Below are 12,275 nucleotides of genomic sequence, written 5' to 3'. Positions count from 1 at the left end.
TCTTTTTTCGTTTTAGCTGCAAAGGTCTCAGCTTTTTTCCTGGTGCTTTTACCTCTACAAATGCGACACGCCCACCTGGAAAAAATACAATCCGATCCGGCACACCATCCCATCCTGGTGATACAAATTTTACTGCCCTGCCTCCCAGTTTTTTTACTTCCTGGGTCATTTTTTGTTCGATCCGCTTTTCGGAATCTATCATAACTAAGACCTCTCCTCTCCACTTACCAAGCAAATGATATCCTAACATATCCTCAGCCTTGCATTCTCTCTTTTTATCTGGTATCACCTTCACCACTGTTGCTTAAAGAACAAAAAATCCCTATACGCGTAATATACGTGTGTTACGCGCATCTATTACTATTATATATATATTTATAAATATATATATAATATATACAACATAGACAACAACATGACGTAACCCCTTGCTATATGGGGAATATCACCTGTTGCCTGTCTTCCACTTTTTAGCTACCGCTTGGCAACCAATTTCTGAAAATCGTGTTGTAGTTGCCTATCCTTTTCAAATACCCTCTTGCCTATTCCATTCTGCTTCCTCCTTCAGTTAGATAGGAAGAAAATTTTTCTTCTATAATCGTAATGACAAAAATGAGTCAGGCGGGCGAACTTTTTTAAATTATTTTTTTATACTCTTTGTCAGTTTTTTATTTTATCAATTTAAAAAGGGTTTTCTTGGAATCCTGAGTTGACCATCCTACTCCTTTTTTGACAATCCCTCCATAAATTGCACCTGCATCAGATAGCTCGCCACTAATACAGGAGAAAAGTTTCTATACATTCAGAAGGTTCTTGGATTTTTATGAGTAATCAGCCTGATAAGGAATTTAAGAAAAATGCCAGTAAAACATCATCGAAATGCTTAGACTATTAGGCGTATGAAGAAATGGATACTATTTATTTGAATCTAGACTTTCCTCAAATCAACAATCTTAATACGCAAGACTGGCTCTACTGGATTATGTACATAAAAATAAGAGCTTGTGTGCGAAGCTCTTATTTTTCATTGGGAGAATCTAATTCAATATTGGTAACGGGCTAACTAAATTGGATGGCTGTCTGGCAAAGTGAATCCTTGCCAAACAGTAAGACTTTTAGAGGTTTGTATGAAAAAACGATCTATACCCAGATATATATTCTGGCTTTTCCTCGTAAGCAATTTGAAAAAAATATAATGCGACGTGGTTCAAATCAATATGTAGCAGCATACAGCTTCTGTATATCTCGTCAGCATTAAATTTTACATGGTTGTTCAGTTTCTGCGTCAGGGATGCTCTTCCGATTCTTAGGGCATCTGCAAACTGATTTTGTGTTTTATACTGATTTTTTATCTCCATTCGTAGTAAGTTGAAATTATAGGTTATTTTCTGATTTGGTAATCTTGCTGCCATCTCTTTTCTGTCTCCTTACTCAGCATATGGATAAAAATAAAACGCGATTTATTTCTTTTTTCTTCCTCTTCTTTTCTTTGTTTGCACCTTATCTTGTTCCGGTTTCTTTTCGTTGTTAATTTTAGGTTCGATGGTACAATAAAAGTAGGTGGGTATATCTGCAACTTCTATGTTTAATAATTTTGTTGCATTGTAAATTTCCAACTGTGAAAATTCGATTTTGTTATTCAGCCTCTGGCTCAGCGAAACCCTTCCAATTCCAAGTGCTGCTGCAAACGCCTCCTGTGTGCTGTAGAACTCCTTGATTTTTCCTAATAGTTTATTATAGTAAAACTGTTTTAATTCTGTTTTCTCCACAAAAACACTCCTCTGTATAAATTTAATTATTTCCGCGGTAGCCTGAAATCTCTTACTCAGGATTGTGGCTGGATAACTAGCAACAGCCACTTTATGTAAAAATACATATTATATGAACTAAAAAGGGGTAAGGGGTTAAAAGCCTTCATGCTTTTTAAGGGGGTTGATGAAGAGCTTTGCACAATGTTTTGTCAATAATGCTTTTTCTAAAAACATCTGATAAAGCATCATGGCATTCACTGAACACGTACATTGTAGTCTATTATTTATTTTAATACAATAAATCACATAAAAATGTTTTCTTTTAACAAAAAATCGTTTTCTTTTCTCCATACACTCACAAATAATTGCTCATTATATTTAATGTTAACAAAAAAATGTTTTTCATTTCTATTAAAATAGAGGAGGTAGGATTATTCACCTACCTCCTCTAAACTTTGCAAACTTGTTATGGTTTTTAAATTTCTCACTCCCCATAGGTAATATGGGCTGATTAAACCAAAACCAACATGCAGCATTTACATTACTTTTTATAATTACTTCTGCTGCCCTCTTCACTACATTTTCTTCTGCTCTGTTCATAAAAAAACCACCTTTCATACAAATATGCTGCAATTGGTTAATTATGTCATTTATCATATGTTAAATTATTAATACTCTAAGTATTCTCTGTATTCACGTATTACATCTTTATATTTTCTAATTGCAATCTGTAATTCCTTCCCATCTAGCATAACTAACGTCTTACCACAAATTTTATCTATTTTACTCTTATTCACTATTATACTTGCACTAATTTTTAGAAATGCTGATGATAACTTACCCTCTATTTCTTTTAACGTTCCATATACTATAAATGTTTCCTTTTTCGTTGTAATCTCTACACTTTGACTAAATTTCATAATATATAAAATGCTATTTTCTTTTAAAATACAATTTTCCCTGTTAGAGGTCACTTCAATAACATGATTATTCTTAATGGTTCCTATTCCAGTAATTTGAACAAGTGCTTTTCGAAAAATCTGTTCAAATTTATCAGGTTGAACTGGTTTCGATAAATAGCCAAATGCCATAATATTAAAAGCATCTAACGCATACTCTGAATGACTTGTGACAAATATAACAATAGCCAATGGATTTTTTTTCAAAACTATCTCAGCAATCTTAAATCCATTCATATATGTATTTTCAAGATCAATATCCAATACTGCAATGTCTATCTTAACCCTTCTTAATAAGTCTGTGATTTCAGAATTAACATTGTTATAACAATGAGTATTGATAGCAACCTTTAATTTCTCTGCAAATCGACTTACACACGCCTTATTAATATCTATGCATAGATTATCATCATCCAAAATTAGTATTTCTATCATATAAATTCCTCACAATTATTTTTGTTAAATGTTAGTAGTAAAATAAATTCATCTGAACCAAGTACCACATTCATCTTCCCATTATATTTATCTACAATATCCTTAATAATTTTCATTCCTAGGCCATGATTTAATTTATTTTCTTTGCTTGTAAGAAAATTACCATTTCTATCACGTTTTGGTTTTTCAGAAATTGCATTTTTGCAAATAATATTTAACTCATTCTGTGTTCTATTTATTTCTAAAATGATAAATCTTTTCTGACAATCTTTCAGTTTCTCATTAGCTTCAATTGCATTATCAAGAATATTGGAAAATAATGAAGTCAGTTCATGATTTGAAAATGGAAACTTACTAACTGTAATTTCAGAAGTAAACGCTATATTCTTTCTTGTAGCCTGCTTTTTCTTTTGCGTAACAATACTTGCTAAAAAAACATTTTCAATCGCACATACTTCTTCTGAATCAAAAATATCTGGATACAATTCATCTATATATTCTTCTACCTTTACGTATTTTTCCGTTTTTGCAATACTGGAAATCTGTAAAATATGTGACTTTATATCATGTCGAAGTTTCCTTAATCGATTTGTAGATTCGGTTATGGCTTCATAAAAACTAAGCTGTAATTCCATCTGTTCAATACGTTCTTTTGCTTTATTTTCCAATGCACTTTTTTGGTAAATAGTATAACTTGCATATAAACTCACAGCAATTTCAAGCATTAATAAAATTGCAATAATTATTAAAAGAATTGTAGAATTATCATCAATCAAGCTTCTATTATAGAACAATACTACTAAAGGAGTTAACGCAAATAAATTTAGTATAATAATCGGACGAAGATACTCCCACCTAATGCACCGTTTCTTTTGAAAAATCATTCCATAGCCAATCCAATACAATAACAAATTTAGTAATCTTGCACTAATGGTTATAGCTAAATTTTCCACACCAAACTCGGTGAAATGTTCCATTGAAACAGGCTTAATTAATAAACACAATCCGCCCACCACACAATCTATTACAATTGAAACTCCATAAACTACAATTAGAAGAAATATTTTAGTTCTAGTACTACCCTGAAATATTATTCTTGATACAATTATTATGTAAATAAACATGATTGGAAACACTAACATTGATGCTTCATTAATACCTAAAAACGTCATACCTTGTTTTCCAATTATTATAAAATATAATCCCAAAAATGCTCCTAAATAATATTTTTTATCATTGCATTTTGGTGTTAATATCGTATAATAAGAATGAATCCAGATAAATGGATCAACTGTGCAAATTGCTAAATACAGAAAAATACTTACTATTTTGATAAGCATTAGTCCAACAGCCCCTCTTGTATATTAATTATTACTTTTATCTTAAAACAGTACTCTTCTTTCTTACCCTCTCCCCGTATACCTATCTTAATCTTAACACATGAAATAATTTAAAACAATATATTACCATAACATAATTTTGCATACAAACTGCAATTAATTTAACAATCCGTGCAAATGCATCCAGTAATCAAAAAGTCAAATCCTCTTACTAGCTTTTTCATGACGAATTACTGACTTTCTATTTTACTCATTTTATTTGAACAATTAGGTAAAACCTCATTCAATTCTTTCTGTTTTTCTGCCGAATCAGTTCCACCAATCACTACATATTCCAAAGAAGAAAGGCTAGTTAACTTTGATACATCATCAAAAATAACATATTGATCTAACTTCAATGATTTTATTCCGTCAAAGACGGCATAATCTGATATATTCTCAAAATTGCTCCCTGACATGGGTTCTCCACTTACATGATAAAACCCATTATAAATTTTTAATTCATCTACTGTTTCATTATAATTTGATATATGTAAATAGGATGGCTTACCGCTAATATTTAATTTGAAATAAATCGTTATCTTGTACCCATTATTAAGATAATAATCTGGGTTCTTTTCTAAGTAACGGTTGAGCTTTAATCGGATGTCATTATATGCATCAAGTTTGCACTTCTTTTCTCCCCAGAATATGTATTTGTCAACAAGCCCATAACTAATTTCCTTTTTTTCACTATTACAATTTATATAGTCCAATTTAAAATATTTCCTATATTGTAATAAAACAGGATTTATTAGCTTTCTGTTGCTTTGATTCCATACTACAACATTGTAAATGACAAATACGGTAATGATACATAGCAATAACATAATAATTCTTTTGAAATATTTTGTTTTCATGGTATTCTCACTTTTCTTTAACTAAGCTACCCGTCCATTTCCTACCATATTATTTGACATATAAAGGATCAATATCCCCAATTGACTCATAAAACTTCATCATGTCCTGATAAGTTGTATTACTGATCTGATAAATATCTTTCAGAATTTTAAATAATTTTATGATCGGAAACGACCACTAGAGTTGTGATCTCTGTCCAAATACAACACCTATTTTCAGTGCATGCCATGTCCTGTCTTATATAGAATTATGTTATCAACTAATATTTCACTTAATGTAGGTTCTAACACACCTGGCATCATTTTTATCATTGTACTTTTTCCAGCGTCATTTGGTCCAAGGTATCCTACAATCTCTCCTGACATAACCTGCATTGATATATTATTAACAGCCTGTATGATGTTATATTGACGGGTGAACAGAGCATGAATGCTTCCCTGTAAACCTTCATGTCTTTTCACTAACTTAAATTCCTTAATAACATTATTTAATGATATTATTAGTTGCATATTACTTCAGTTATTTTATAATTCTTTAAGCTGCTCTACAAATTCATTATCCAAAATCACTTTTCCAATACTGCATACGGGTCCTGTCATGAAAATATTATTTTCTTCAATCTGTATTTGAAGTTTGCCGCCTGGCATGCTTACTGTTATATCGTTATCTACCATTCCATTTCTATAAGCAGCATATGCTGCTGCACAGCTACTGCTACCAGAAGCCATGGTATATCCGGCACCTCTTTCATATATTTCAATTTGTATATTATTTTTATCAATCAATTTAACAAATTGTGTATTTATTCTATGTGGGAAGAGCGGCGAGTTTTCAACATATGGTCCAACTTCACATGCAAATGCTTTACTGATTTCATCACAAAAAATTACACAATGAGGGTTTCCAACTGATACACAGGTAGTAAAATATTCTTTACCTTGAAATTCCATCTTCTCATGGACTACTTCTCTTTTTTCGCCAATTACAGGTATTTTATCGCTTGAGCATGTAGCTTCACCCATATAAACTTTCATTAAAGTTCCTTTTTGGTTTAAGTATGTTACAACAACATCTCCTCCCAGCGTCGGAATAAGTATTTCCTCATTGGTTGCATAACCTGCATCTTTTAGATATTTAGCAAAAATACGGACACCATTACCACTTTTCTCTGCTTCTCCACCATCAGGATTAAAGATTTTCACACAATAATCATTTTTCTCTTTGTTAGATTTATATAAAATGCCATCAGAACCAACCCCAAAATTTCTATCACATATTAATTTAATACGCTCTGGGTTCAATTCCATATTAAAATAATTTTGATCTAAAACTAAATAATCATTTCCCAGACCATGATATCTAAATAACTCCATAATGCTCCTCCTCTGGTCTTTATTGACTCCCCAAATCACAATGAAAAATAATCCCTTTCTTGTCTTTCACATTAAGACATGCATTTTTCATTAATAGTAGCTGTTGTAAAATCTCTATTCAGTATATTCTTTTTATTATCAGGTACTTTTCCATGATTCGTATTATAATAATACTTACGAACAACTATAGAGCGTATTCCTTAGCATTTCATATGCCTTTGCACACGTTTTATGCTGCATGGTATACCAGTATCATTAAGAGTTCTGCAAATCTTAACAGCTCCCTATCTCTTTTTATTATCTAGATAACATTCCATAACTCTTTCACTGAATTCGTCATACTCTTTTTTCTTATTGGAAGCTTCTCTTAATAAAGCCTTGTAATAAGTACTACTTGGAAATTTTAAGGCGTTACACATTTGCTTGACTGTATATAATTCTAAATGTTTCTGAATAAATGATACGTACTCTGTTAACGTTCTTTGGCGAATATGGCGGTAGCTTTTTTAATATTTCATTCTCAATTTCTAATTCACGTATCTTCTTTTAAAGGGCTTTATAGTCTTTCATAGAAATTGTTTCTATATCAAAATCTGTACAGGAGTTAATGTTTTAACCCAACCTAAGATAGTTGATTTTGCTACGCCATATTCACTTGATAACTGCGAAAAATAATGTCCAGCACTATACAAATCCACAAGCTGTTGTTTGAATTCTTGTGTGTATTTCTTTTGGTTCTTTGCCATGTTGAACAGTTCCTTTTCTTTATGAAATTATTATAAGTTGTTCAACTTTATGTGTCTACTTTTATATACTAACACCAGTCTGCACAAAGCGCTTCTTATACTCCACCACAACTTCCTTTAATCTGAACTTGTCAAACATATTCATTCACCGCCCTTATTTTGCTGTTCGTAAACTCTTATATATATCATCAGAGAAAATGCCAAGTACCGGCGCTTCATCTTTCTTATATCATCAAAAGTCTTTTAAAAACCCAGTACATCGCTAAAAGCAAAATACACTTTTCAATGGGAGTATAATCAGAATAACTTTCTTCGTTCAAATCATCACTTATTTCATCTAGACTTGCTCTGGATTTTTATATGCCATACACACACCTCTTTCATTTGTCATTTTATTTTTCGGCATCATTTCTTGTTGTTTTATAGTACCAAAGAACACTTTCTATATCTGCATCGTCACACAGATACTCTCCTTCCTTAAATTTATTAAGTGCAATAATTTCTTTTGCACGTTCAAGTTTTTTTGGCGATAACGCATTAAACTTTTTCCACCATTCATTTGCCAAGTCACAATCCTTTTCTGAATAATTCGTATATCTCTCAGCCAATCTTTCTCTTAAATTAGCATCATACTGACGACGATATATTATAAATGTTTCTGGCATCCATAATATTTTATGGAATTCATCAATATTACTTCCAAATGCTTCTTCAAAAAATTCCTTTCCACGACCAATCTTTCCTTTTGTAGAATTTAACACTGCCTGCACTGCTCTAATAAACTTTCTATTCCAGTGCACTCCTATATAATCCCTATTCATAAAAAATTCCGGGTCATTGATCGGATGATATTTCATAGGAAATGAATATATACTTGCATCTAATTTCTCACAAAGATTCACATTCATTTCTAGCCTATAATATAATTCATCTGGCTTATCCTCAAAATTATATAACAAATAATTTGATAAATTTTTTATACCACTATTTACTGCCCTTTCAACTGAGTTCTCATAAATATCATGCAACTTCCAATGATCAAACGCGATTCGCAAAGGATAAATATTAACTTCAGAAAGTTTCTTCATATTTTCATTTGTGATTAATCTTGAATCAATACCCTGATTAAAATCAACAATTCTCTTTTTCTTTGATGGTTTATGCGTTTTTTCATATAGCGGGCGTACAATCTCATCTAACTCCAAAATTGCCTCTTTAGTGGCAGTATAGTGATACAAACAATGTTTTTCTACAAACATCATATAAAGTTGCGTCTTTTCATCTTCATTTTTTAATCTATCAATAGTATCCTTATATATTTTTACGGCCTTTCTAATATACGCCCTATCATTATATGAATCTCTAAGATTTCTAATTGTTATTTCATATTCATTAGGTGCTATATATGTTGCACCTTGTCCGAATCCACATTCTTTGATTTCGTCGATAATTTGTTCATAGCATTTTGAAGCCAAAACATTATTATCTAACAACAACAAGTCTCTCTGCGTTCCGAATCTTTCATTTGTTATTTTTATCTGTTCTTTCAGACTGATATAATCACAGTATTGTGGTTCTAATCTTGGCACTGCACAAAATTTGCACTTATTAACACAGCCTCGTGTCATATAAGCAAAATATGCATTATTGGCTGGATATACATAATCAATTTCTTCAAGAATTGAATAGTCTAACGACAATTGGTCTATAATCAAATTATCCCCTGGGTCAATCGCTCCTGGTTTATCCAATAATCCCTCAAAAGGATGTATACCTGTTGCTTCATAAACTTCATTCGGCAACAGTGTAGCCATTATTCCTCCTACCATTACATCTTTTTCGTCTTTGCACAACTGCTTAGCAAAATTAATGGTATTAATTGTAATATTCCAGTAAAAGGTAAACAGCGTCGTTATACCCACTTTGTCGAACCTTGGCTTTGTAAAATATTCCTTATCTCTGTATCTTTTTCTAAATTCCTTAACAATTTCCAACACATCTTCTGAATCAAAAATGTCAAATTCTTCTAAAATAGAATATCTACCAATTTTAATGAATTCAAACAATGATTGATAATATTCCTTCCAAAAAATTTCTGGATATACTATTTCCAAGTGCTCAATCAAATCCTCACAGATTAGCTCTACTGCCAATGCTTTCATATCACCTTTGTAGAACCTAACGTTATCACCTTGTATACGATAATAAGTCGCAATCTTCATAAGTCCCATTGGTGGATACTTGTTTTTATAATTCGGTTCTATCAATAATACTTTTCTGTTCATTTTATCTAAGTTCTTCCTTTATTTTGTCTATAATTTTTTCTGCAACATCTTTTGGAGCCACATCATTAATTATGGTCAACAATCGACTTACAAGCTTTCTTTCACTTTTTGATAACTTTGACATAGATGAAGTAATATACTGCTTCTTCTTATCTGGGATCTCTGTCTTTACAACGTCTTTTTCATTTACTTTTTTTTGTAGTTTTTCTGCTTCAAACTTGTTCTCAATACTCTTTTGAACTTCCGCAATTGGAGACTCTTCGTCTACTTCTTTAAATTTATCAATTTTCTTTCTCGCTTCTTCTACTTCCTTTTCAGCTTTATCTATTGCAAATATAAGTTTTTGTTTTTCTTCTTCATTTACAAATCCATTCTCGCTAGTCTTCTTGTTAAATTCATCGACTTTTAAAACATATTCTTCTTGCTTTTTATATGCATTTTTCAAACGATTAGCATCATAGTACAGCCGGTGTAATACATCGTAAAAATATGTTCTCAATTCGTCTTCAAACTTAACTCTGGATTCATTTTCATTGAAATAATCACGCTGCGAGTTAGGAATCAATTTATCATCTTCTGCAAATATTTCCCCAACAAAATAGTAATTCCCCCTATTTTCTTTAAATAGGTCCTGAACTACATCATCATTACCAATTTGAATATTACCACTTCTTACACGAAGTCCACGCATCTGATTCACTTTTGGAATAGACTTTTCAAATCTAGAAAGACCATACCACATCCAAGCAATCAAATTTCCTTCTTCATCATAAAAATCTTTAAATTCGAGCTTTGAAATATCATCATAATTCTTTAAATTCGCTCCACTCTGCTCCTTAATTTTGGTTGTATATTCCTTAAAAATTTCCTGGCCATTGATTCGAATACAATACTCATCAATTATACACCCACGTTCTCTTGCATGTGAATAGATACTACTTCTCAAAATAAAAGTATTTTTGTAAGGAACTGGAGCTACAAAGTTTAAATACTTCTTAATCCTTTTCGCATCCAGCAAATCAGTATTTTCCCTATTAACCCCAGTCATTTCCACTTCAAAATAATGTTTTTCACTCTCTTCAGAAACAGTATCATACTTCACAATTGCTTCCCATATTTCATCAATTGTATATTTCCTATTCTCAACCAACATCTCCCTCATTTTTTTTGCATCACAAATCATTACTGACGCAACATCTTCACCCAAATAACTAGTCTTAAATTTTAGAGTTTTACAATACGCCAGTCCACACAAGCGCCCAATTCCTCTGAAACCTTTATTCTGACCAATCTGCTTGTTACTATTGGCAATATCTCCTAAATCTTCAATAAAGGAATCTGATTTCACACCAGTTGCATTATCAAGTATACTTATGTATCTTTTTGAACTATCAATAAAGATATCTACTTGACCTTCTTTCTGCGAAATAATACCTAACTTCACTGCAAGATCAATTTGGTCACAAGCATTCTGTATATATTCACGATAGATTACTCGTGAATCAGAATACATACCTGTTGTTAAATTATCCAATATATTTTTACCTATTGTCGCCATATGTTTTCACCTCATCATTTGAATTGCTTATAAATTGGTTTCGGAAATTTAATATTCAATAACGACCTAAATATAGGATTTTGAATAATATATTCGCCTTGTTTTAACCTCGTCATCATATTTTTGTATACCGCTGGTACACTCTTGTAATCACTCTTTGAAACCTCAATAGAATTAGTTCTTCCATATGCATGTGTCGAACAGTTACCTGTAACTCTGTCATGTATCGCACTTCTAAACTGCTCCGCTGCAAATAACACTACCCCCAAAGAACGACCTCTTTCTGAGACATCCAGTACCTGTTTCAATATCGGGGAGTTCTTTGGAACTTCTTTAGACGCATATTTATTTAACTCATCAATAAAAACTACGATTCTTGAAGGAGGGTTAACACCTTCATCTCCACTGTATTGACCCAACTGTAAATCATACAAAGTTCTTATTGCATCACCAAATACAAATGCCTGTTTATCCTCTGATAGCTTTGCAATATCTATTACATGAACCTCATTCTTTTTAATATATTTCATCGCATCTCCAATTCTTGTCTCCCCATCTTCTTCAACAACTGAACGAGCAAATATCTTATTATGATGTTGTATAATAAAAATTGCCACCCTATTCTCAAGGATTTTGATATATAATAAATACAAGAAGAGGAGAATTGAGATGGCAGAAAAACGAATTACAAAATCATATGATCAAGAATTTAAAGCACAAGCAGTAAAACTTGCACAGGAAATAGGCGGGCATAAAGCCGCTGCAGAACTTGGGCTTCCAACAGGTACTATTTATACATGGATAAAAGCATTTAAGGAGGGACGCTTAGAGGCAAAAGAGGCTGTTCATACGCCAAATAATGCATTATCTCTTAATGAAGAGTTAATTGAGCTCAGAAAACGCGTTAGAGATCAAGATAAAGAGATTC

14 protein-coding genes are annotated in these 12,275 nt (G+C 31.8%); 1 reads left to right on the top strand and 13 read right to left on the bottom strand.

Annotated elements, in window-relative coordinates:
- The 13 genes from BM305_RS18375 to BM305_RS18315 form a co-directional block, all read right to left on the bottom strand.
- On the bottom strand, nucleotides 1-202 hold a 202-nt coding region (locus BM305_RS18375), incomplete at its 3' end, for a VRR-NUC domain-containing protein (RefSeq protein ID WP_092564388.1).
- Nucleotides 203-1,115: 913 nt separating this feature from the next.
- A complete protein-coding gene (locus BM305_RS18370) occupies nucleotides 1,116-1,412 on the bottom strand; it encodes a DUF739 family protein (RefSeq protein ID WP_092564386.1) in 297 nt (98 codons plus the stop codon).
- A gap of 48 nt (nucleotides 1,413-1,460) precedes the next feature.
- Nucleotides 1,461-1,769, bottom strand: coding sequence for a DUF739 family protein (locus BM305_RS18365; protein WP_092564384.1), 309 nt, complete (start codon nucleotides 1,767-1,769; stop codon nucleotides 1,461-1,463).
- A 417-nt stretch (nucleotides 1,770-2,186) separates the two neighbouring features.
- A complete protein-coding gene (locus BM305_RS18360) occupies nucleotides 2,187-2,351 on the bottom strand; it encodes a cyclic lactone autoinducer peptide (protein WP_177214807.1) in 165 nt (54 codons plus the stop codon).
- A gap of 68 nt (nucleotides 2,352-2,419) precedes the next feature.
- Nucleotides 2,420-3,145 (bottom strand): LytR/AlgR family response regulator transcription factor, encoded by a 726-nt coding sequence (locus BM305_RS18355; protein WP_092564380.1) that lies wholly within the window; start codon nucleotides 3,143-3,145, stop codon nucleotides 2,420-2,422.
- A complete protein-coding gene (locus BM305_RS18350) occupies nucleotides 3,142-4,485 on the bottom strand; it encodes a sensor histidine kinase (RefSeq protein WP_092564378.1) in 1,344 nt (447 codons plus the stop codon). Before BM305_RS18350 ends, BM305_RS18355 begins: the two co-directional genes overlap by 4 nt.
- Nucleotides 4,486-4,715: 230 nt before the next feature.
- Nucleotides 4,716-5,384, bottom strand: a complete 669-nt coding sequence (locus tag BM305_RS18345; RefSeq protein ID WP_092564376.1) for a hypothetical protein — start codon at nucleotides 5,382-5,384, stop codon at nucleotides 4,716-4,718.
- A 216-nt stretch (nucleotides 5,385-5,600) separates the two neighbouring features.
- A complete protein-coding gene (locus BM305_RS18340; protein ID WP_177214806.1) occupies nucleotides 5,601-5,846 on the bottom strand; it encodes an ATP-binding cassette domain-containing protein in 246 nt (81 codons plus the stop codon).
- Between the two features lie 63 nt (nucleotides 5,847-5,909).
- Complete coding sequence (dapF, locus tag BM305_RS18335) at nucleotides 5,910-6,758, bottom strand: diaminopimelate epimerase (protein WP_092564372.1); 849 nt, start codon at nucleotides 6,756-6,758, stop codon at nucleotides 5,910-5,912.
- Between the two features lie 581 nt (nucleotides 6,759-7,339).
- The gene (locus BM305_RS18330; RefSeq protein WP_092564370.1) at nucleotides 7,340-7,504 is read right to left on the bottom strand and encodes a transposase; all 165 of its coding nucleotides are present in this window, start codon (nucleotides 7,502-7,504) and stop codon (nucleotides 7,340-7,342) included.
- 392 nt (nucleotides 7,505-7,896) lie between these two features.
- Nucleotides 7,897-9,789 carry a radical SAM protein gene (locus tag BM305_RS18325; RefSeq protein ID WP_092564368.1) on the bottom strand — a complete coding sequence of 631 codons (1,893 nt, stop codon included), beginning with the start codon at nucleotides 9,787-9,789 and terminating at the stop codon, nucleotides 7,897-7,899.
- Nucleotide 9,790: 1 nt separating this feature from the next.
- Nucleotides 9,791-11,347 carry an ATP-binding protein gene (locus tag BM305_RS18320; RefSeq protein WP_092564366.1) on the bottom strand — a complete coding sequence of 519 codons (1,557 nt, stop codon included), beginning with the start codon at nucleotides 11,345-11,347 and terminating at the stop codon, nucleotides 9,791-9,793.
- A 14-nt stretch (nucleotides 11,348-11,361) separates the two neighbouring features.
- Nucleotides 11,362-11,964, bottom strand: a complete 603-nt coding sequence (locus BM305_RS18315) for an ATP-binding protein (protein ID WP_242940593.1) — start codon at nucleotides 11,962-11,964, stop codon at nucleotides 11,362-11,364.
- A gap of 52 nt (nucleotides 11,965-12,016) precedes the next feature.
- Here BM305_RS18315 and BM305_RS18310 point away from each other — a divergent pair.
- On the top strand, nucleotides 12,017-12,275 hold a 259-nt coding region (locus tag BM305_RS18310; RefSeq protein ID WP_143099206.1), incomplete at its 3' end, for a transposase.

The organism is Anaeromicropila populeti (genome assembly GCF_900112775.1).
In the GTDB taxonomy this organism is placed as follows: domain Bacteria; phylum Bacillota; class Clostridia; order Lachnospirales; family Lachnospiraceae; genus Anaeromicropila_A; species Anaeromicropila_A populeti.
This window is presented reverse-complemented; position numbering and strand designations above follow the sequence as displayed.

Bases quoted from the DNA above. Each gene is read 5' to 3' on its own strand.
- BM305_RS18325 (WP_092564368.1), bottom strand. From the start codon at position 9,789: ATGAACAGAAAAGTATTATTGATAGAACCGAATTATAAAAACAAGTAT.
- BM305_RS18360 (WP_177214807.1), bottom strand. From the start codon at position 2,351: ATGAACAGAGCAGAAGAAAATGTAGTGAAGAGGGCAGCAGAAGTAATT.
- BM305_RS18320 (WP_092564366.1), bottom strand. From the start codon at position 11,347: ATGGCGACAATAGGTAAAAATATATTGGATAATTTAACAACAGGTATG.
- dapF (WP_092564372.1), bottom strand. From the start codon at position 6,758: ATGGAGTTATTTAGATATCATGGTCTGGGAAATGATTATTTAGTTTTA.
- BM305_RS18370 (WP_092564386.1), bottom strand. From the start codon at position 1,412: ATGGCAGCAAGATTACCAAATCAGAAAATAACCTATAATTTCAACTTA.
- BM305_RS18350 (WP_092564378.1), bottom strand. From the start codon at position 4,485: ATGCTTATCAAAATAGTAAGTATTTTTCTGTATTTAGCAATTTGCACA.
- BM305_RS18355 (WP_092564380.1), bottom strand. From the start codon at position 3,145: ATGATAGAAATACTAATTTTGGATGATGATAATCTATGCATAGATATT.
- BM305_RS18345 (WP_092564376.1), bottom strand. From the start codon at position 5,384: ATGAAAACAAAATATTTCAAAAGAATTATTATGTTATTGCTATGTATC.
- BM305_RS18330 (WP_092564370.1), bottom strand. From the start codon at position 7,504: ATGGCAAAGAACCAAAAGAAATACACACAAGAATTCAAACAACAGCTT.